18 protein-coding genes are annotated in these 20,247 nt (G+C 61.4%); 9 read left to right on the forward strand and 9 right to left on the reverse strand.

What is annotated here, in order from left to right; all coding sequences use genetic code 11:
* Together U1738_RS04205 and asnB (U1738_RS04210) are read right to left on the reverse strand one after the other, a co-directional pair.
* Positions 1-1,116, reverse strand: coding sequence for a glycosyltransferase family 4 protein (locus tag U1738_RS04205; protein ID WP_332787754.1), 1,116 nt, complete (start codon positions 1,114-1,116; stop codon positions 1-3).
* Positions 1,117-1,120: 4 nt separating this feature from the next.
* Positions 1,121-3,103 (reverse strand): asparagine synthase (glutamine-hydrolyzing), encoded by a 1,983-nt coding sequence (gene asnB, locus U1738_RS04210; RefSeq protein WP_332787755.1) that lies wholly within the window; start codon positions 3,101-3,103, stop codon positions 1,121-1,123.
* Here asnB (U1738_RS04210) and U1738_RS04215 point away from each other — a divergent pair.
* On the forward strand, positions 3,093-4,346 hold the full coding sequence (locus U1738_RS04215) for a glycosyltransferase family 2 protein (protein WP_332787756.1): 1,254 nt from the start codon (positions 3,093-3,095) through the stop codon (positions 4,344-4,346). The genes asnB (U1738_RS04210) and U1738_RS04215 overlap by 11 nt on opposite strands.
* A 32-nt stretch (positions 4,347-4,378) precedes the next feature.
* On the opposite strand, the gene asnB (U1738_RS04220) is transcribed toward U1738_RS04215, so the two are convergent.
* The 3 genes from asnB (U1738_RS04220) to U1738_RS04230 all read right to left on the reverse strand — a co-directional run bounded on the left by asnB (U1738_RS04220) (position 4,379) and on the right by U1738_RS04230 (position 8,044).
* Positions 4,379-6,352, reverse strand: a complete 1,974-nt coding sequence (asnB, locus tag U1738_RS04220) for an asparagine synthase (glutamine-hydrolyzing) (protein ID WP_332787757.1) — start codon at positions 6,350-6,352, stop codon at positions 4,379-4,381.
* Positions 6,353-6,377: 25 nt separating this feature from the next.
* The gene (locus U1738_RS04225) at positions 6,378-7,343 is read right to left on the reverse strand and encodes a methyltransferase domain-containing protein (RefSeq protein ID WP_332787758.1); all 966 of its coding nucleotides are present in this window, start codon (positions 7,341-7,343) and stop codon (positions 6,378-6,380) included.
* Between the two features lie 74 nt (positions 7,344-7,417).
* A complete protein-coding gene (locus U1738_RS04230; RefSeq protein ID WP_332787759.1) occupies positions 7,418-8,044 on the reverse strand; it encodes an FkbM family methyltransferase in 627 nt (208 codons plus the stop codon).
* Positions 8,045-8,350: 306 nt separating this feature from the next.
* On the opposite strand from U1738_RS04230, the gene U1738_RS04235 reads away from it, so the two are divergent.
* From U1738_RS04235 to U1738_RS04245, 3 genes are read left to right on the forward strand one after another with little or no spacing between them, the layout of a single operon-like run.
* Positions 8,351-9,802 carry a flippase gene (locus U1738_RS04235; protein ID WP_332787760.1) on the forward strand — a complete coding sequence of 484 codons (1,452 nt, stop codon included), beginning with the start codon at positions 8,351-8,353 and terminating at the stop codon, positions 9,800-9,802.
* A gap of 46 nt (positions 9,803-9,848) precedes the next feature.
* Positions 9,849-10,457 (forward strand): DUF1919 domain-containing protein, encoded by a 609-nt coding sequence (locus U1738_RS04240; protein WP_332787761.1) that lies wholly within the window; start codon positions 9,849-9,851, stop codon positions 10,455-10,457.
* A gap of 22 nt (positions 10,458-10,479) precedes the next feature.
* Entirely contained in the window at positions 10,480-11,622 is a 1,143-nt protein-coding gene (locus U1738_RS04245; protein ID WP_332787762.1) for a glycosyltransferase, read from the forward strand.
* A 73-nt stretch (positions 11,623-11,695) separates the two neighbouring features.
* Here U1738_RS04245 and U1738_RS04250 read toward each other — a convergent pair whose 3' ends face one another.
* From U1738_RS04250 to U1738_RS04260, 3 genes are read right to left on the reverse strand one after another with little or no spacing between them, the layout of a single operon-like run.
* Positions 11,696-12,772 (reverse strand): glycosyltransferase family 4 protein, encoded by a 1,077-nt coding sequence (locus tag U1738_RS04250; RefSeq protein ID WP_332787763.1) that lies wholly within the window; start codon positions 12,770-12,772, stop codon positions 11,696-11,698.
* A complete protein-coding gene (locus tag U1738_RS04255) occupies positions 12,772-14,025 on the reverse strand; it encodes a glycosyltransferase (RefSeq protein ID WP_332787764.1) in 1,254 nt (417 codons plus the stop codon). Before U1738_RS04255 ends, U1738_RS04250 begins: the two co-directional genes overlap by 1 nt.
* A gap of 28 nt (positions 14,026-14,053) precedes the next feature.
* Entirely contained in the window at positions 14,054-15,037 is a 984-nt protein-coding gene (locus tag U1738_RS04260) for an EpsG family protein (protein ID WP_332787765.1), read from the reverse strand.
* Between the two features lie 341 nt (positions 15,038-15,378).
* On the opposite strand from U1738_RS04260, the gene U1738_RS04265 reads away from it, so the two are divergent.
* The 4 genes from U1738_RS04265 (at position 15,379) to U1738_RS04280 (ending at position 18,304) form a co-directional block, all read left to right on the forward strand.
* On the forward strand, positions 15,379-16,374 hold the full coding sequence (locus U1738_RS04265; protein WP_332787766.1) for an NAD-dependent epimerase/dehydratase family protein: 996 nt from the start codon (positions 15,379-15,381) through the stop codon (positions 16,372-16,374).
* Between the two features lie 223 nt (positions 16,375-16,597).
* The gene (locus U1738_RS04270) at positions 16,598-16,837 is read left to right on the forward strand and encodes a hypothetical protein (protein WP_332787767.1); all 240 of its coding nucleotides are present in this window, start codon (positions 16,598-16,600) and stop codon (positions 16,835-16,837) included.
* A gap of 76 nt (positions 16,838-16,913) precedes the next feature.
* A complete protein-coding gene (locus U1738_RS04275; RefSeq protein ID WP_332787768.1) occupies positions 16,914-17,921 on the forward strand; it encodes a M48 family metalloprotease in 1,008 nt (335 codons plus the stop codon).
* A complete protein-coding gene (locus U1738_RS04280) occupies positions 17,918-18,304 on the forward strand; it encodes a J domain-containing protein (protein WP_332787769.1) in 387 nt (128 codons plus the stop codon). Before U1738_RS04275 ends, U1738_RS04280 begins: the two co-directional genes overlap by 4 nt.
* On the opposite strand, the gene U1738_RS04285 is transcribed toward U1738_RS04280, so the two are convergent.
* Entirely contained in the window at positions 18,305-19,540 is a 1,236-nt protein-coding gene (locus U1738_RS04285; RefSeq protein ID WP_332787770.1) for a sugar transferase, read from the reverse strand.
* Between the two features lie 338 nt (positions 19,541-19,878).
* On the opposite strand from U1738_RS04285, the gene U1738_RS04290 reads away from it, so the two are divergent.
* The gene (locus U1738_RS04290) at positions 19,879-20,244 is read left to right on the forward strand and encodes a hypothetical protein (RefSeq protein ID WP_332787771.1); all 366 of its coding nucleotides are present in this window, start codon (positions 19,879-19,881) and stop codon (positions 20,242-20,244) included.
* Positions 20,245-20,247: the final 3 nt, after the last annotated feature.

Here is a 20,247-nt window from a genome sequence, read left to right on the forward strand (position 1 = left end):
TCAGGGCGCCGTCGCGCGCGCGATCGCCTCGAGATAGCCCGCCTCGACCAGGGTAACGTCGAACTCCCGCTCGGCGATCTGCCGGCTGCGCGCGCCCATCATGGCGCGCTCTGTCGGGGTCATCGCGAGCATGGCCAGCATCGCTTCGGCAAGCGACGCAGCATCGCGCACCCGGCACAGCAGGGCATTGTCGCCACCCCGCGCGATCTCGGTACAGCCGGGCACGTCGGTCGCGATCAATGGGCGCCCCATCGCCGCCGCCTCGAGCAGCGAGCGCGGCATGCCTTCACGGTATGAGGGCAGCACGACCGCCATGGCGCGCGCAAGGTGGGGCCGCACGTCGCTCGTATCGCCCAGATAGTGCAGCACGCCTTCCCGCACCCAGCCCTCGACCATCTCGCGATCGATCGCGGTACGATTCTGCACGTCGAGAAAGCCGAGCAGTTCGAACCGTGCATCCGGGCGCGCATCACGCACGATCCGCGCCGCATCGGCGAATTCGACTACGCCCTTGTCGCGCAACAGCCGCGCGACCATTAGAAACGTCGGCACGGATGTTTCGGCCGCTGGATCGGGCGTGAAGTGCGCGAGATCGATGCCCGAGCCGGGCAGCAGAGCGGTCCGCGCCGACGGCACGAGACTTTGCGCCACGAACAGGTCGCGATCATGCCGGTTTTGAAAGAACACCGTTGCCGAGCGCGACAAAGCGGCGCGGTACAAGCGCCGCACCAGTCGCGTGAGCAGCCCGACCTTGATGAACGCGGTGCCCAGCCCCGAAATATTGTTGATCACCGGAATGCCCAACGCATGCGCGGCAAGCGATCCGTAGACGTTGGGTTTGATCGTCCAGCCGAGATAGGCCACCGGGCGCAGGCGTCTAAGAATATGGTAATATTGCGCGGTGAGCCGGAGATCGCGCAGTGGTGAAAGCCCCTTGCTGTCGATCTCGATCGGGAAAAAGCGCACGCCCATCGCCATCAAGGCAGCGCTGTGCGCATCGCGCGGCGCGACGGCGACAACATCGAAACCTTCGCGCTGCAACCGTTCGATCAGGTTGCGGCGGAAATTGAGGATATTCCAGCTGGTGTTGATCGACAAGACGATGGTTTTGCACATCGGATCAGGCACCGCCCGGTGCCGCACCACCCTGACGCAGCCAGGCTTGAAACATCAGCACCGCCCACAAGGCCGGCGTGTCTTCAGCCGTACCGGCCAAATGTCGCTGCCAGCGCAACTGGATCGGGGCGGGATCGAGATACCCCTCCTGCCGCATGCGGATGGGATCGAGCAAGTCTTCCGCCCAATCGCGCAAGGGTCCGCGCAGCCATTGGCCGACCGGCATCGCGAACCCGGCCTTGGGGCGCTCGAACATCGCTTTCGGCGCGTGCCGATACAAGACCTGGCGCAACACATGCTTGGTGCTTCCGCCGACGATCTTGCGATCGATTGGCACGCGCGCGGCGACCGCCGCGACATGATGATCGAGGAATGGCACACGCGTTTCAAGGCTGACCGACATCGCCGCACGATCGACCTTGGCGAGGATATCGTCGGTCATGTAACTCGTCGCATCGGCGTACATCATGCGCACCGCATCGGGCGCGGCACCGATCTCCATATCCAGCGGCGGTCGGCGCCATCCGTCCGTGCCGAGCACCGGCGTCGCGCGCAAATGCCACTCGTCGAGCAGCGAGGCGAAGACGTCGTCCAGCCCACGCGCATCCGCCGCGGTGCGCAACGCCTTGCGTACCTTGCCACCGAAGAAGGGCGGACGCCGCTTGCGCGCGGCGATCGACCCCAAAGTGTTCCAAGCCGCATCGGGAAGCAGAGCCCCCGCCCCAGCCGCAACCCGGCGCAGCGCATGCGGCAAAGGGGCGAGTGACCGCCACAGCCGCGGCGCGTGGAGATAGCGGTTATAGCCGCCGAACAATTCGTCGCCGCCATCACCCGACAAGGCGACCGTTACGTGCTGACGTGCGAACGCGCTGACGAGATGCGTCGGCAAGGCGGAGGAATCCGCGAATGGTTCGCCATACATGCCCGGCAGGCGCGGAATGACCGCAATCGCGTCTGCCGCGCCGACATACATCTCGCGGTGCTCTGTGCCGAAATGCTGCGCGACCTCGCGGGCATAGACCGCTTCGTCGAAACCCGCTTCCTCGAACCCGATCGAGAAGGTGCGGATCGTGCCGCGCGATGCCGCCTGGTACAACGCAACGACGGTGGAGGAATCGAACCCGCCCGACAGAAACGCACCGACCGGCACATCGGCGATCGCCTGCCCCGCCACCGCCTTGGACAAAGCCGCCTCGACCGCCTCGACCGCCTCGGCCTCGCTGGCGAAGGGCGTGTCGAGACCGTCGCGTACGACATCGCGGTACGACCAGTATCGCTCGAGAGTCGCGCCGTCGTGAGCACCTTCGGCGAACGGCGCGCCGCGTGGATGGTCCACGGCATCCGGGGTGAGCGTCAGCATCATTGCTGGCCGCAGTTTGAAGACGCCCTCGTAGATCGATTGTGGGCACGGAATATAGGTGCGCGACAGCAAGGACGACAATGCCGCGCGATCGACCGGATTTGCGAAACCGGGTACCGCGCGGATCGCGCCAAGCTCTGATGCGAAGGCGAACATGCCCCCTGCCCAGCCGTAATATAAAGGCTTCTCGCCGAACCGGTCGCGCGCGAGCGTCAGCGTACCGTTCTGCCGGTCCCACAACGCGATCGCGAACATGCCGGTGGCGCGCTCGATCGCGCGGCGCACGCCCCACGCCTCGATCGCGGCGAGCAACGTCTCTGTGTCCGAATGACCGCGCCATGCCGGTGCAGTGCCCGCCGCCTCCAGTTCGGCACGGATCTCGAGATGATCGTAGATCTCGCCATTATAGACGAGTTCGTAGCGCCCCCCGTCCGACGCCATCGGCTGATGACCGAGCGGCGAGAGATCCACGATCGACAAGCGCCGGTGCAGCAAGGCGATACGACGATCATCGGAGAACCAGGCCCCCGCGTCATCCGGGCCACGATGCGCCAGCGTATCCCGCATCGCCACCGCCACCAGCGGATCGATCGGCCTGACGCCGATCGCGCCTGCGATGCCGCACATCGTCCTGCTACTCCTGAAACACCTTAAGCCGATGCGCTTACCGACCGTGACGGTCGCGGGCAACCTTCGCGTCGAAGAACCGGCAAGGGACAATGGCTGGACACCTGATGGTCTGCGTTTTAACTGCCGGACACGCGCGCCCTGCACCGTCTCGACGTCGCGCGAACGCCGGTCACGGTCGCAGATGAAGCTCGGCAAAAGGGTGGGTATGACAAGTCTTGAAGACGGACCGAGAGTTAGCGTCGTCATTACGTGTTATAATCTCGAACGCTATATTGGCCCGGCCATCCAGTCCGTGTTGGATCAGAGCCGAAGTGCGCACGAAATCATCGTCATCGATGATGCGAGCACCGATCGATCGGTAGACGTGATTACCGCCTTCGGCAAAGCCGTCACGCTGATCAAAATCGATCGCAACGGCGGCGTGTTGAACGCGACGCTCACCGGAATCGGAGCCAGCACCGGCGATATCGTCGCATTTCTCGATGGCGACGATCTGTGGCACCCGGAAAAGCTCTCCGTCATCGTCCCGATCTGGCGGGACCGCGCGGATGTCGTCCTGCTCTCGCACGACTACGCGATCATCGATGCGGACGGGGTGCAGACCCAAACGATCGACGAAACGCAACGCAACACCAGGCGCATGGTCCGACGTTATGCAGACCAAGAAGCTCTGTCAGAGGCGCTGAAGCAGTCGATACTCTCCTACCGGGGTGTATGGCTGGGCAGCGCCTTCAGCATTCGACGCACGGCGGTCGATCTGATGGAACTGGAACGGTTCATCGACAGCGTTTCCGTGCCGATGTTTCGGCGAATGAGTTATCAAGATCATCTGATCGCGCAGTTCGTCATCGTGACCAACAGCGATTCGCAGGTCGGCTTCGTGAACCAGCCACTCTTCGATTATCGGATTTTCACCGGCAACACGAGCGGTCAATCGCGCACAAAACGGCAAGCGCTCAAGACTATCGCGCGTGGTCACGTCAACGTTCTCGGGACTCAACGATTGCTGCAGGGATTTCCGGATTACCGTAAACAATTGCACCGCCAGAAACTGATGGCGCAGGATTTCAAGTATATGGCGGCACTTTACTCCGGACAGATCGTGTATGCAGCCAGCAGCGCGGTGTTTCTCGCCTGCACGTACTGGTCTTTACGCCGAATCGTGAAGGAGTTGGCGCGGATCGGGTTGGTCGCCGTGTGGGGCAGCGAGAGATTTCTCGAGCGGAAAAGTCGGGGATGATCTGCCGCTAATGACGGCTTGCGATGCAGCTCCTATCGGTGGTTGTGTTGCTTCCAAGCCTGAAACATCAATATCGGCCACAACCGGCTGGCCGGAACAGTGTTGCCTGCGAGAAATTGTCGCCATTCGGCCTGCACGCGGTCGGCATCGAACCAGCCGTCCTGACGCATTTGATCGGCATCGAGCAGTGCCTCCGCCCAATCGTGCAATGGCCCCCGAAGCCAATGATCGACCGGCGCGGCAAAGCCGGCCTTTGGCCGATCGGTAAGATGCAAAGGCACGTGTCGATCGAGCAGCGTCCGCAACGGTATCTTGCCCTTGCGCTGCTGGATTTTCATCTCGGGTGCGATCCGTGCCGCAACCGCGGCGACGCGGTGATCGAGCATGGGAACGCGGGTCTCCAGGCTCACCGCCATTGCCGCCCGATCGACCTTGCACAGGATATCGTCGGTCATGTAGCTGGCCGCGTCATGATAAGTGACCCGGTCGAGCGCACTGGCCTTCGGCCCCAGATCGAGATCCGGATAGAGCGCCGACCGGTCGCCGCCCAGAACGATTGAAGGCTGTTGCGTCCATTCGTCCAGGAAGCTCTGAAGCACGTCTTCAAGGCCTCGGGATGTCCCGATGATGGCCAGGAACTTGCGGATCTTGGCCGGATCCTTTGCAATTCCGCCGAACCCTGCCGTCCGGGCTACAGCCGACAAGATGGCATCGGGCAAGCCGCTCGCCGGGCGCGCGGCGATTGCGCGCGCGAACCGAGGGACTGATCTCAGCCTTTCCCAAATCGCTTCCACCATAAAATGGCGATAATAGCCGCCGAACATCTCATCCCCGGCATCTCCGGTCAGCGCTACCGTGACATGCTGGCGGGCGAAGCGACTGACCAGATAGGTCGGAATCTGGCTCGAATCGGCAAACGGCTCGTCATAGATTTCAGGGAGAAGCGGGATTACTTCCAGCGCATCGCCGGGGCTGACGTAGAGCTCGTGATGGATCGTTCCCAGATGCGCTGCGATGCGCTTGGCATCCTCCGCCTCATTGTAACCAGCTTCGGAAAACCCGATCGAAAAGCTCCGGATGGGCGTGTCGCTGATCGACTGATAAAGCGCGGTTACCGTCGAACTATCGATCCCGCCCGATAGAAATACGCCGACGGGCACGTCGGCGACCGATTGATCGACGATGGCAGCGCGCAACGCAAAATCGAGCGCGTCCGTCGCATCACTTTCGGTAGCGAAGCGATTTTCGGTCCCGGCCCGAACGACGTCCCGATAGGAATAGAAGTGCCGGATCGACAGACGATCATATCGCTGCCCGACAATTGGAGCCGTCTTGAGTTCCGGTGGCGGGGCGGCACCTTCGATTTCCAGAATGGTGCCCGGCAGCAGTTTGTAGATCCCGTGATAAATCGAAAACGGTGCAGGGATGTAGGCACGCTCGGTCAGCAACGTCAGCGCCGTGCGGTCGATACCGTTGTCGAACCGGGGATGCGCTGCCAGCGCTTTCAATTCGGAGCCGAATGCGAAGTCCCCATCGACCCAGCCATAATATAACGGCTTCTCGCCGAACCGATCGCGAACCAGCGACATTCGTCTTAGCTGGCGATCCCAGATCGCAAGGGCGAACATCCCGACCGCCGCGTCCAGCGCGCTGTCGAGCCCCCAATGCTCGATCGCCTCGAGAAACGTCTCGATATCCGAGTGACCCCGCCATCCGCCTTCCGGTGCCCGACCCTCGGCATCCAGGCGTTTGCGGAGAGCGACGTGATTGTAGATCTCACCGTTGAAGACGACGACGAGGCGACCCGACGCGCTGATCATCGGCTCATGGCCCGTCGGCGACAGATCGACGATCGCAAGTCGACGATGTCCGAGCGCAATCAAGACTTCGGGATCGTGCCACGTCCCCTGATCGTCCGGTCCGCGATGCCCGATCCGTCTGGTCATCGCCGCGATGACTTCCGGGGCAGCGGCGCCCGGGCCGATCAATCCAGTTATGCCACACATGAGGCGACGCCTGCGCTTTCGTTTCTCAAAGTGGTTTGGTGCACCGGGCCTCGACCCCGTTGCCGCCCTTCCAGACGGCAATGTCGACGGCACCCAAATTTTCGAGCGTGGATTTGATGGCACCTACGGTGCGATAGCGATGGTAGAAATCGGTGCGGGCGTCGTGCGTATCCAGCAGCGACCATTGATAATGCGCTTCGCGACTGCCCAGAGGCAGACCCGGATAATAGAAATTGATCCCGCCGATCCGCGAAAGAATGCGGCGCATGATCGCACTATCGCGATACCGCCAGTAGATCGGAAACCAGAAATCGACGCTTTTCTTGACTGCAGGCCACCGCTTTTCCTTGGCCATCCTCAAAATTCTCGGGCGGTGGAAGATTTCCGCGCCACCGATCGGTGGCGGCAGGCGCCAGCGGTTCCAATCATAATGATCGATCACCAGCGAGCCGCCCGGTTTCACCTTCGTCCACAAGCTGGCAATGCTCTGCTCGGTGTCGGGCGTGTGCTGGAGCACGCCCAAACAGACGACGAGATCATAAGCCTCGTTCTTGAACGGGATCGACCTAATATCGGCCTGAACAAGATTGAATGTGCTGGCGGCATTGTTTTGCGCGTTGGCCTCAACCGCCGAGGAGATGTCGAAAGAGTCCAGCACCGCTCCCTCGGCCAGAAACACTTCCGTGAACCGGCCCGCTCCCGAGCCGGCCTCCAGTACGGATTTGCCGCGAACCAGATCGAAGCTCCCGCCCAGACAACGCTTCAGGCGATCGCCCGATATCGGTATTCCAGTGAAGGAATCGAGCTGCGTCTTCGGAAACATTCGCCACTGCTTTCCGAAATCCGCAGCATAGAATTCCGAAGAGACGAAGCGGGGTATGCCGTCCACGATCGGATACTCACTGCCCGATCCCGCCACCAGCTTGCCGTCCTGTTCCAGCAACGCGCCGCCGGTTTCGGGATCGCACAACCGTGTCAAATCATCGTTCATTGGCTTGGAGTTCTTTCAGTGTCGCAGGGCCTAGGACATCATCGCGTCCATTAGCCATGCTTTAAAGCAAGGGATCAGGCGTCGCGGCGAACGGCAAGGTAGTTGATGGTCGCGAAAATTTCCGACCGGCCCCCAGCATATGTCCAGGGAACCGGACCGCCCGGGACGATCCTGAAGAAATCGTAGCCATCCAGCAAATTGACGAAATCGCGCATGAACGTGCGTGAATCGATGTTCGGTTCGCCAAATTCGAACTGGATGACGTCGATCGCGCGGCTGCCCAGTAGCCGCGTCGCGCCACGGAGCACGCTCAATTCATGCCCCTCGACATCCACCTTCAGAAAATCGATCCGCTCGATATCATGCTCGGCGCAATAATCGTCGAGACGCATGCACGCCACGGTCTGGAAATGATCGGGATCGAACGGCCGTATTGGATTTTCCAGATGTTCCAGCGACGCGATCGTCGATCCATCCGCGTCGCTGTGTAGCGTGCGATCCCCCGATGCGTCGCTCAAGGCCAGCCGGTTCAGCGTGACCGACGGGACGGCATCGAACTTCCCACTAAGCTCTCCGAAAGCCCCCACGCTGGGTTCGAAAGCGAAGATGCGCGCGGATGACCCGAACCGGTCGAGCAGCATGGCGGTGTAATCGCCGATATTGGCACCGACATCGAACAGCACCGGCGTCCGACCGCTCAATCTCCCGGCCACGACATCGAGGGCCTCTCGTTCCCCGCTCGTCCGGAACAACGAGGCCCAGAAGTTCATCGAAACCAACGATGATCGATGCGTGAATTCCCATACAGGCTGCAGCGAGCGATGTCGGGAAAGGTGGATCAGGCGCTGGCGCCACTGCATTGTCGTAACCTCTGATCCGAATAGCAAAAACCCACTAGTCATGCTTTTGCAGATAGGCAATTGCCGGAGGATCGGGATGGGGCGGGGACGGCCTTGTGGCGCTCATTCTTCTCGACTAACGACCTCGTCCACCATGCATGACTTGCGATGAGCACCAAGCGAGATACCGCCTATAATCTGCTCGGTGCAGCCCTTCCGGTCGCTGTGTCGCTGGCGACAGTCCCTGCATATCTGCACGCGATCGGTGAGGTGAGATTCGGCTTCCTCGCGATCGTCTGGCTTTTCCTCGGCTATTTCGGCTTGTTCGATCTCGGCCTGGGGATGGCGACGTCTCATCACCTCGCGGCGGCCAGTAAGGACGCCGATGAAGAGCGCGCCCAATTGGTCTGGAGTGCACTGATCACGAATTCCGCCATCGGCATGGTGGGCGGGCTGATCCTGTGGCCGATCGCGACATATTATTTCGCTTACGTGATGAAGACCGACCCGGCGATGCGTCTGGAAATGATGGCAGCGGTGCCTTGGCTCGCACTCGGTGTGCCGCTGGTCACGATCACCGGAGTTCTGGGCGGCGCACTTCAGGGGCTGAACAGGTTCGGAAGGCTGAATACGTTTTCCGCCGGCGGGACATTGCTGTTTCAAATCCTGCCGCTACTGGCCGCGCTACTGGTGTCGCCACGGCTCACGGTTGTTCTGCCCGTCGCTTTGCTAGCGCGCGTCGTCACGCTGCTGCTGCTCTGGTTCGAGGTTCGACGCGTGGTTCTGCGCGGTCATCGGGCGACCTATTCCCGCCAACGCATGGTTAGCATGCTGAAGTTCGGCGGTTGGGTGACCTTGTCGTCGTTATTTTCACCGTTGATGAGCGGCATCGACCGGTTTGCGATCGGCGCCGGCATCAGCGCCGGTGCGGTGAGCTATTTTTCGGTGCCCTATAGCCTCAGCGACCGCTCCACGATCATCGCCAATTCGCTTGGTTCGGCCATATTCCCGAAACTTTCGGCATTGAAGGGTGATGATTTGCTGCACCAGAGCGTCAGGTTCGAACGCTTGCTGATGGTGATCATGCTGCCGATCATCGTTGTAGGAATATTTGCGATCGGCCCGTTCCTGACGCTTTGGGTCGGGCGGGACTTTGCCGGTTTCTCGGCTGCCGCCGGGCAAATCCTCATGGTCGGTGCCTGGTTCGACTCCATGTCTCGGATCCCGCTATATGCGTTACGCGCGCAGTCTCGCCCCGAATTGGTCGCCAAGGTCGATCTGGTTCAAGTCGTCCCCTACTGGATCGTCCTGTATTGCGCGCTGACGTATTTCGGGCTGGTCGGCGTCGCCGCCGCATATGTGTTCCGGGTCGCGATGAATTATGTATTGCTCGATTTCGAATTGGGGACACTGCGCCGGAGCGGCACGATGCTTGCGATTTGTAGTCTGGTGCTTGGTTTTGCTCTGATGCTCTCCCGCTCGACCGCTGCATTCTCTCCGCTCTGGATGGCCGGACTGGTGGGCTGCTTGGCGATCGCGACGGTCCTGGGCTTTTACGGCACGCCGGCAGACCTGCGGAAAGCCCTGCTCGCCCGGATCGGAGGGCGCACTGGTGCCTGATCCGAGCACATCATCCGTTCGTCCTCGCGTGTCTGGCCAATCGATCATGCGCGCACTGACGCACATTCGCACCTCGCTGAGCGTGCGAGCCAATACAGTGATGACGATTTCGGTCCGGCGGCGTCTTGGCAACCAGATGATCGCGCTCGACCAACGCGGTTTCGCGCTTCTTGCCAATAACTGCGTGGCCGGATTGCTCTATGAGCTTGCCGCGCTACCCAAACGCACACCTACTGTCGGCATTTTCTTTCGCGACGAGGCATTTCCGGCGTTTCTAGATGATTATGCGCGCGGCGACCTGACGGCTTGGACCCCGGTGAATGCTGCGGATCTTGCCGTGGACCCCGTATCGGAATGCCCTATGCTCCTGCATCAGGGCAAGCCGGCGATCATTTTTCTACACTATCGCGATCCGCAGATCGCCGCCCGGAAATGGAACGGCCGCTTCAGCCGGCTCGACGGTCGCAAGCCGATCGTCATCGCTTCGCTTCGCGACGGCCTCGAGGCTCCGATGCTGTCGCGAATACCGTCGCAATATGACGATATTTTCGTGATCGGACCAGCGCCCGCGCCGCCCGCCGAGCTGGTGATGCTCAACCGTCCCCTGCTGCGACGCCTTGCGAAGTTCTTCGATGGCATCCTCGCGCGTGACTGACGCCTGCAGCACATCGGCACCGATGAAGATCCTGTTTCTGATCCACGATGACTATGCGGCTGGCGGGTTGCAGCGCTCCACCATGGCGGCGGCCAGATGCCTGTCCGCGGCAGGCCACGACGCCACGGTACTCTGCCTACAATTGGTCGTCGGCGGTTTTGCCGAAAGTTTCGATTTCGTGCGCGGCGTTTCGAACCACGGCGCGAACCGGCACGCCGGAGGCTTCGCGCTGCTGAAGGAGCTTCGGCGCTACGTCACCGATCGACGGCCGGACCTCTGTATCGGCATGGGTCAATCGACTTCGGCGATCCTCCGCATGGTCACGATCGGATGTCGCTGGACGCGGGTCTACGGCAGCGAACGCGCCTACCCGCCCATGCTGCAAATGTCGTGGAAATGGCGGACTTTGCGGGCGCTCACGATCAGACGGCTGGACGGCATCGTCTGCCAGACCCGGCGCACCGCAGACTATTACCGGGAACGTATGGGCATCGCTGCCGATCGTCTGATCGTCATTCCGAACGTCGTCGAGCGACCGCTCGATCCGCTTCCCGCACCGTCCTCGACGCTTGCCCACCTCGCAGATAACGAGGTGATCGCATGCGTCGGACGACACGATTGGCAAAAGGGTTTCGATCTGGCGCTGCCGATCTTCGCGACGATCCTGCGCGAACGTCCGGCAGCAAGGCTTCTCCTCGTCGGTGAGGGCGATCTCGAAGCGCAACATCGCGAACAGGCAGAAAAGCTTGGCCTGCGAGACCGCGTTCTCTTCCTGCCCCGCTTCGATCACCTTGCCGAAATCTGGTCTCAGATCGACGTGTTCCTGCTGACCTCGCGGTACGAAGGCATTCCCAACGTGCTGGCGGAAGCGATGGCGTACGGCAAAGCCTGCGTCGCGTTCGATTGCCCGACCGGCCCTTCCGAACTGATCACCGACGGCATCGACGGATATCTCGTAAATGTCGGCGATGAGCAGATGGCCGCAGATCGCTGCCTTAGGCTTTTACGAGACCGAAATTTGCGGGACCGGATGGGCGAAGCGGCACGTTCGATTGCCGATCGCCTTTCACAGGCAAAGATTTGCCACTTGTGGCAAGGTCTCGCTGTCGCTCAGAGCGACCAAACCCGCACGTCAGTCGAAAAACAGACGGCGTCAATAACTTGAAAGCCCTCTGACTGCTTAAAACAAAGCGTCGCTGCGAGCAGTTACGCCGGAAATGCAAATTGATGATTACGGATCACGTGACCGATCGTAGTATCGAAAGATATTGTCTTACCGTCATCTGCCGGGAGTAGGTACCGACTGCCGTGGCGCGCGCCGCCGCACCGATCCGGTGCCGTAACCCGGCATCGCTGCACAGGCGCTCCAGCACATCCAGCCATTGATCGTCGCTATCGACCAGGAAACCATCGACACCATCGGTCACCTGGCGCGTCGCGGTACCGATCGCGCTCGATACGCTGGGCAGGCCGAACGCCATGTATTGGATGACTTTGAGCCCGGCCTTGCCCAGCACCCAATCGTCGTCCGGCAACGGATACACCCCGATGTCCAAACGCTGCATCTGCGCCACCTCCTCCTCGCGCGACCAAGTCAGGACTTCGAGATCGACGCCGGGCAGCGCGTAGGGGAAATTACCGATTACGATCAGCTTGTAATCGACGCGCCGCGCCAATTCCTGGAACACTGGACGCAGCAGATCGAGATAGGGTTCCGAACTGAACGTTCCCGTCCAGCCGATCACCGGCTTCCTTTCGATCGACGGGATGTCCCGCGGGCGAAACGTATCGGTATCGACGGAGGGATAGATCAGCGACACGGCCCGTCGCGCGTTCAAGGCGCGAAACCGGTCGAGCAGGAATGGCGACGCGGTGATCACATGATCCGCATGCTCGAGCAGGAAACGCGCCTTGCCCCGGTTTTTCAGACGTTGTCGCAGACCGACCGGTGCGCCGTCGTCGGTGAGCAGATTGTCCTCGATATCGTAGATCAAGGCGCGCGACAGACGGCGCGCGATGCGCTCCATCCACGACGTGCCGAACGGCGTGACCCACATCGAGATATAGACGATGTCATAGTGCCGCAGCCGGGCCAGGTCGCGCAACCGGCGAAAATGCCCCCGCATCGTGCCAACCATTTTGCCGAGCAGGTTGCCGCTCCGATACGCGGCATCCCAAGTCGCCCGATCCATGAACGAGGACACAGTGACCGCGAAACCCGCGGCGCGCCAATCGTCGAGATATTGTTCGTATTTCAGCCTTTGTCCCGCCGCCACGCCTTGCGGATACGGGCACAGGATCAGGATCTTCGGCATTATGACGGGCGATCCGTTGCGAGCGAGCGGTAGATCTCGCGGTAGCGTGCCGCACCATCCGTCAGCAGGAAATGCCGGCGCGCCGACGCGGTGCAGCGCGCGGCAATCGCGGGATCCTCCAGCCGATCGAGCAAAGCGATCGCGGCGGCTTCGATGGTGTCTGCCTGCGTATCGACCATCGCGACCCCGACGCCGTCATCTTCGATGATCCGTACCATGTCGCCGCAGCCGGCATTGCCGACGACCGGCACGCCGCAGCCGAGATATTCGGCGAGCTTGGTCGGCGCGCTGGCGATTTTCGAGAAATATGGCCGGATCAACGCCAGCCCGGCATCCATCCGGCGGATCTGCGCGGGCATTTCGTCCCGCGTCGCACCACGTATCTCGACCGCCGCGGGATCGATCCCGGCACGTTCCAGTCCCGCGCGGACTTCATCCTGCTGATGCTTGTTGATGACGAGCAATCTCGCTTCAGGACGAAGGCGGCGGACCGCGGCGAAGAATGCAAGCATCTCCTCGAGCATATACCAGGTGCCGAGTTGGCCGACATAACCGATGGTAAGCGGCGCCTCGCCGCGGGCCGTGGACCGCGTTTCGGCCGACTTCTCGTCGGGCGAAAACAGGTCGAGATCGGCGCAGGTCGGGATGACGCTGATCGGCGCACGCTTCCGCCCCAACCGCTCGTCATCGCGCAGATACGGAACGGAGGCATGAGTCAGCGTGACGATATGATCGGCGTTGCGCAGCATCGTCTTCTCGATGCGTTTCAAGACCCGAAAGACGATTCCGCCAGGCGGGATCAACCCGGCATCTACACGCTCGTCGACCCAGAAGCCCCGAATATCGACGACGAACAGCGCGCGACTGATGATGCGGGCCGGATAGAGCATCGCCGCGCACAGCACACTCCGCGCATGCAACACGCGCGCCCGGTGGCGGACCGCCAGCCACATCGCGAGCAGGATCGCCCCGCCCATGTCCCATAGCGTCGACAGGATCCGCGGACGCTTGTGATAGCGTCGCCGGTGCCAAATGATGCCGGCCGTTTCCAGCCGTCGCGACATTCGCGCGACAAGCTCCTTCCGTGCAGCATCGGCTGGCTTTTCGAAGCTGATCAGATGAATGGCATAGTCGTCCGCCAGGATTTCGAGATACGCCACGACCTGACTCTCGCCGAGCGACTCGAGCACCCCGTCGTAGCACATGTAGATCACGGGGATCTTCTGTTCACCGTTCGCTGCGTTCGAAGTCATGGGCACGTTGTCCAGGCGGCGCGTCGCATCATTCGCCGAGGAAATAGATCCGGTACGGCACCCAGTATTGCGCATGCGTCGCGAACACCAACCACACCATTTGTACGGCAGCGGAATAGCCGCAAACCGCCAGCGTCAGCTGGGTGCTGGTTCCACCCTTGGTCCCGAAAACGTACGGTATGCGGGGCAGGACGGCGAGCTGAAGCGGGATCAGGAACAGGGCCAACCGGTCGATCGCCGTCGTGAAATTGGCGAAGATCACCAGTGGGAGCGTCGCCAGCGCGACCAGCGCGATCACGCTCCACATATCTTGCTGATACGTGTTGAACCCAAGCCTCTTCCGCAACAACAGCGCCAGAACCGCGGGGACGAAATTCATCGCCACGCGAACGACGGCCCCAGAGGATTCGTAATCCGAATCGACATAGCCGGTGATCATCTGATCGGCCGAGTTGCTCAGCAACACTGCAAACAGGGCCAGGAAGATGAGGCCTCCCAAAATGGATTGTATCAAATTGCGGCGCAGGATGGGCGCCATGGCGATCGGCAGCATCAACAAAGCGGTCTTGTGAAACAACGCGGCCGCGAAGATGAAGACCACCAATCGAACGATGGATTTCTCCTCGACATCGGCAAACCCCGCCAGGATGATGCCGATCGCAACGCCCTGGCGCGTGTATCCCATGCCCACGACGATCACGAGATACGGGATCGCGACGAGAAAGGTCAGCGCCGGATTTGGCTGCCGCGAACAGAACCGGATGATCCCGAGCGTCATGATCAGCCCGCAAATCGTGTTGACCAGCCACATGCCGGCATCGAGCCGGGCGGCGATGAGTACGACCGCCGAATATCCTACGTCGAACTGGGAGATCGCTTCCGGAAAAGCGAGGATTTGGACCAGATTGTAATTCTCGAGATACGGGATCCAGTCGCCTCCGACCTCGAAACGAAGCCCGATCATCAGCGCCGTGGCTAGCCCCATGATGTTCAGGGCGAGCGAAGGGGCCATACGCTTCGAAGCAGCGCCGTCGACGTCGACCACACTTGGCACCCATTTGTTCGCCAGCGCCGCCAGCATCCAAGCGATGAAGAGAACCCAGTACGGAAGCAGGATGAAGTCCTAAGAAAACGAGGCGGAATTTTGCTTAGAAGGGATGGCCGCGCTTCGCAACGCGTTGCCGTCGATGATGATCCACCGATGCCGTTACGGCAAATCGCCGGATCGTCCTGCCTGACGGACGAAGCAATCCGGTTGTTCCGGATCCGCTCGGACAGCGCCCCCCGCTCGTTTTCCTTGCCGGGCCCGCCCCTCATTCTCTAGGGGAACGACGAAATTCAGGAGTTTCCCCCATGAGAGTTCTCGTCACCGGTGCCGCCGGGTTTATCGGCTTCAACGTCTCGCGCCATCTGCTCGCGAGGGGCGATCAGGTGCTCGGAATCGACAGTTTGAACGATTATTACGACGTCAATCTGAAACACGCCCGACTTGCCGAACTCGTCAGGTCCGGAACCGCGTTCGAATTCGCGCAGGTCGATTTCGCGGACGAGACCGCGCTCGACGCCGTGCTCGACGGGCAGCATTTCGATCGCATCGTGCACCTGGGCGCGCAGGCCGGCGTGCGGTATTCGATCGAGAATCCGCGTGCCTATCTGCGCTCGAACCTTGCCGGGCATCTCAATCTGCTCGAGGTCGCGCGGCATCGGCAGGTCGAGCATATGGTCTATGCGTCCTCCTCCTCGGTTTATGGCGGCAACGACACCCTGCCCTTCCGCGTCGAGGATCGCGTCGATCAGCCATTGTCACTCTATGCCGCGACCAAGAAGGCGGACGAATTGATGAGCGAAACCTACGCCCATCTCTACCGCCTGCCGCAGACGGGGCTGCGGTTCTTCACGGTCTACGGGCCGTGGGGTCGTCCGGACATGGCGATGTGGCTGTTCACCAAGGCGATCTTCGAAAACCGCCCGATCGACGTATTCGGCGAAGGCCGGATGCGTCGCGACTTCACCTATATCGACGATATCGTTGCCGGAATCGTCGCCTGCTTGGACAATCCCCCGGCGGACGACGGCGCACCCAAGGCCGGCGGCAGCATCAGTCCCCACCGGCTTTACAATATCGGCAACAACCGTTCGGAAGAACTGGGCGAGATGATCTCGCTGATCGAACAGGCATGCGGACTGCCCGCGGAGCGCAACCTGTTGCCGATGCAGCCCGGTGACGTTCGCGACACCTTTGCCGATATCAGCGCAATCCAGCGCGATCTCGGGTTCGAACCGCGCACGACCATTGCCGAGGGCGTGCCGCGCTTCGTAGAGTGGTACCGCGAATATCACGGCGTATGAAGATTTTACCGAGCGCCTGTGACGCGAAAGCCACAGATTTCCGGGATCTTCGGTGCTATAAATATCGTTGGAACTTAAGCATGATGCGCGAGTTTCCGGTTTAGTTACGAAGGTCCGTTAGATCGCTGGCGACACCGGCTTTTTGGGGTGGACATATCAAGTCGCGATGAACTAAAAGCTCGATGAGATTCGGAGCTGAAGGGTTCTGAAAGGGAGAAGCAAAGTGAAGTTTAAAGGTTTCTACACGGCAATGACGGCAGCCTCGCTGCTGGCAGTTCCGACGTTGGCAGCAGCCGCACCGATCGCGACTCCGCTGACCCAGCCTGCAACCGAGAAGGTTGAAGGCGATAACGAAGCCGTTCAAGGTTCGTCGCTGATCATCGCTCTCGCGGCGGTAGCAGCAATCGGCGCAGGCATCTACGTTGCAGCCGACAAGAACGACTCGAAGCCGACCAGCCCGTAAGCTGTTCCGCAGTTGATACGGAAAAGGCCGTCCGATTGATTCGGGCGGCCTTTTTTGTTGTTCGCTTTATCGGTGGTTGATCATCTTCGTCTTTACTGGGTTCGTATCGCCGGTGCTTTTCTCGACCGTACCATCAACTGTTTGGGCGCTACTCTTGGGCGCTGCCGGGTTGACCATCGGCGCACTCAGTCCCGGTGCTGAAAATCTTGTGCACGGAAGCGCCGGAGTGCCCATCACGAGGGTGGCGGCTGGCGGGTCCTTTTTGGCTGGCCGTCAGGAAGACGCACGCGTCGCCCAATTGGCCTATCTCCTCGCGACGGCCGGACGCCGAAACTGCCCCGATCTCGAACCCGCCACGGGGCTGGTGCTTCAGCACCTTTCGCAATTTCAGGCTGCCGATCGGGTCGGCGTCGTCGCCGCACTGCCGATTGATCACGGCCCCGGAGTGATCGTGGTGGCACCCGATAGTCCGGCCGCGACCGCCGGGATCATCGCAGGGGACATCCTGCTGGCGATCGATGGCAAGGCTATCCCCCAGGAACCCGATCTTGCTTTGCCGTTCGACGCCGCACGCGCGCGTCATCGCGCCGACGCCATTACCGATTTGCTGCAGACGGCGCGCGGCCTGACCGTGCTGCGCAATGGTGCCACCCTTGCTATCGAAATCATCCCCCTGCCCGCCTGCCCGTCGCGCGTGCACCTCGCACGCTCGGGGCAGCGCAACGCCTTCGCCGACGGTCGCCACGTCTTCCTGACGACCGGCGTCCTGGCACTGCTCCGGAACGACGATGAAGTCGCGTTCCTGATCGCGCACGAAATGGCGCACAATATCCTCGGCCACGCTGCATTGATGCGCAGCGGTGCGGTCGGCGGTCGTAAAGGCATCCGGCAGATCGAGAGCGCTGCGGACCGGCTCGGCGGCATGCTGATGCTCAATGCCGGTTTCGATCCGGTGAGGGGTGCCGCGTTGTTGCGGCGGTTAGGCGGCAGCGATTTCGGCATCGTTCTGCTCGCCCGGCACGAATCGCCTGCCACGCGCATCGCTGCACTCCAGGCATTGGTCGCGGAGCGCCGCACGCCATGACGCAGCGTAACTTCTATCAGGTCCTGGGGATTCACCCCGATGCGACCCAGCCGGATATCCGCGCGGCGTTCGTCCGGTTGAGCAAATTGCACCACCCCGATGTCGTCAGCGACGACGGCGATCTGCCACGACGGTTTCAGGACGTGCAACAGGCCTATCGCTGCCTGTCCGTGCGCGAGACGCGCGCGGCGCATGATGAGATGCTGGCAACCGCAGAGCGAGAGCATCTGGCCCGGCAACGCGCGGTGCAACTTCGGCTCGATCACTATGACCGGCGACACCCGCGCCCCTTGCCGCGTCCCTATCGCCGCAGTCGCTGGCGTCTGATTGCGGCGGCCGCGATCGGCGTCGGTGTATTGGCCTTGCTACGCCTGTTCGGCTGACTATTTCGCGCCGAACCCGGTGATCATGATGCCGATCGTACGAAGAGCGATCAGCAGATCGAGCCAGGACGAGAAAAACTTGATGTAATAGAAATCATAATGAAGCTTGACGTGGACATCGTCGAGCCCGGCGACATGCCCCTGATTGACCTGCGCCCATCCGGTGATCCCCGGCCGCACGATGTGCCGATAGGCATAGAAAGGCAGTTCGCTTTCATACCATGCACTGAGCGGCACGGCTTCGGGCCGCGGGCCGATCCAGCTCATCTCGCCACGCAGGATGTTGATGATCTGTGGTAGTTCGTCGATCCGCGAACGGCGCAGGAACTTGCCGACACGCGTGATGCGATCATCGGCATCCTGCGTGATCGCGGAATGCCGCAGCGTGTGGTCGTCCCCGCTTTGATCGTGCTGCACCATCGTACGAAACTTCAGCACGTCGAACGGCACGCCGCGATAGCCCATGCGTCGCTGCCGAAACAGCACAGGCCCAGGCGAACTCAGTCCCACAAACAACGCGACGATCAGCAGCGGGACGATCAGGATTGGCAGCAACACGATGCTAGCAAGCAGGTCGATCGTCCGCTTGATCCCGCGATAGCCGAGCGCAGGCAACAGCGAACCGAAGCTGTTTTCGGACAAATGCTCGATCTGCACACGCCCGGTGAGCGATTCGCGCAGTTGCTTGGTGTGGTAGACCGGGATGCCGGCGATCGCCGCCTGAGCCAGCATACGTTCCCATTCGGGCGAATGATTGGTGCGCAGATCGGCAACGATCGACATGTCGGGATCGTCCGGGACGATCGGCGCATCCAGCCGCACCCAATCGATCTCCGTGGCGTCGGCCACGATGCCGGTATTGCCGGTGGGGACGTAATACATGCGTTTCGGAGCGGCGCGTTGCCCGAAATAGCCGAGTAGGAACGTCACGCCGACCGACGCGATATAGCCGATGAGCAACATCGATCCGCTGTAGTTTGCGCGCGAGAACAGCAGCGCCGCCGCGGCAATACCGAACGTCGTCGAAAAGGCCGGGAGGATGAATCCGAAAGCGCGGGTACCGGGATATACTGTCACGCGGCGAAACAGGAACAATGCGGTCACCGCGGAGATCAAGGATGCGATTTGCGTATTGATCGTGCCTGACATGTTCTGCGCCAGCGTCCCAAAGGTCACCAGCGGCGCGATCAATGGCACGAAATACGACGTCAGTGCGACCGCGAGCAAAGATCGCAACGCCCGTCCAAAGGCATGACCCGTCCGGCCAGCCCCTCCGTGATCGCTCGTGATTAGCAAGAAATCCACCTCGATACAGGGCGATAGCCCAAATGCGGCATATCGCGCGCCAGCCGTGGCGATACCACTCAGTCCACCACGCCGCCTTTACCCCGCGACCCGACCGTTCTGCAAGCCGCTGAAATATCGATCGGATGGAACGGGCCAATCGCCGCCGCCCCGCACCGCGGAGCGCGAAAGGACCATAGCACCGCGGTGATCGCGTGACGGAAGCCGGTACCCCCGCGATCTGGTCCTAAAGGCTGTACTCCGGCGTCGGAATTCACCAAAGGCAGGCGATGTTCGCGATCGTCCTCGACTGGGAAATGTTCAAGGTCTGGCTCTCGGCCACGCTGGACCTTTCGCACCACGATATCCACCTGATCCTCGGGCTGGCGCTGACGTTCGGCTTCGGCTTGATCCTGCGGCGTCCTTTCGGATCCTGGCTCCCGCTGGGCATCGTCCTGGTGCTCGAACTGATCAACGAAGCATTCGATTTCATCCGTAATCTGGTACCGGGCTGGCCATTGCTGCCGGGCGAGGCGGCGATCGACATTGCGCTCACAATCCTGCCTGCGCTGGCGATCATCCTCGCCGCGCGATGGAATTCACGGCATTTCTACCGTTTCCGCCGCCGCAAACAGATTGAGGTGCGAACACTCTGAAAC

It is taken from the genome of Parasphingomonas caseinilytica (assembly GCF_036663755.1).
Lineage (GTDB): Bacteria > Pseudomonadota > Alphaproteobacteria > Sphingomonadales > Sphingomonadaceae > Sphingomonas.

Coding starts and splice junctions, on each gene's coding strand:
- U1738_RS04215 (WP_332787756.1), top strand. CDS start 3,093: ATGCCGCACATCGTCCTGCTACTCCTGAAACACCTTAAGCCGATGCGC.
- U1738_RS04235 (WP_332787760.1), top strand. CDS start 8,351: ATGAGCACCAAGCGAGATACCGCCTATAATCTGCTCGGTGCAGCCCTT.
- U1738_RS04245 (WP_332787762.1), top strand. CDS start 10,480: ATGAAGATCCTGTTTCTGATCCACGATGACTATGCGGCTGGCGGGTTG.
- U1738_RS04280 (WP_332787769.1), top strand. CDS start 17,918: ATGACGCAGCGTAACTTCTATCAGGTCCTGGGGATTCACCCCGATGCG.
- U1738_RS04240 (WP_332787761.1), top strand. CDS start 9,849: ATGCGCGCACTGACGCACATTCGCACCTCGCTGAGCGTGCGAGCCAAT.
- U1738_RS04260 (WP_332787765.1), bottom strand. CDS start 15,037: ATGGCCCCTTCGCTCGCCCTGAACATCATGGGGCTAGCCACGGCGCTG.
- U1738_RS04290 (WP_332787771.1), top strand. CDS start 19,879: ATGTTCGCGATCGTCCTCGACTGGGAAATGTTCAAGGTCTGGCTCTCG.
- U1738_RS04265 (WP_332787766.1), top strand. CDS start 15,379: ATGAGAGTTCTCGTCACCGGTGCCGCCGGGTTTATCGGCTTCAACGTC.
- asnB (WP_332787755.1), bottom strand. CDS start 3,103: ATGTGCGGCATCGCAGGCGCGATCGGCGTCAGGCCGATCGATCCGCTG.
- asnB (WP_332787757.1), bottom strand. CDS start 6,352: ATGTGTGGCATAACTGGATTGATCGGCCCGGGCGCCGCTGCCCCGGAA.
- U1738_RS04205 (WP_332787754.1), bottom strand. CDS start 1,116: ATGTGCAAAACCATCGTCTTGTCGATCAACACCAGCTGGAATATCCTC.
- U1738_RS04250 (WP_332787763.1), bottom strand. CDS start 12,772: ATGCCGAAGATCCTGATCCTGTGCCCGTATCCGCAAGGCGTGGCGGCG.
- U1738_RS04225 (WP_332787758.1), bottom strand. CDS start 7,343: ATGAACGATGATTTGACACGGTTGTGCGATCCCGAAACCGGCGGCGCG.
- U1738_RS04255 (WP_332787764.1), bottom strand. CDS start 14,025: ATGACTTCGAACGCAGCGAACGGTGAACAGAAGATCCCCGTGATCTAC.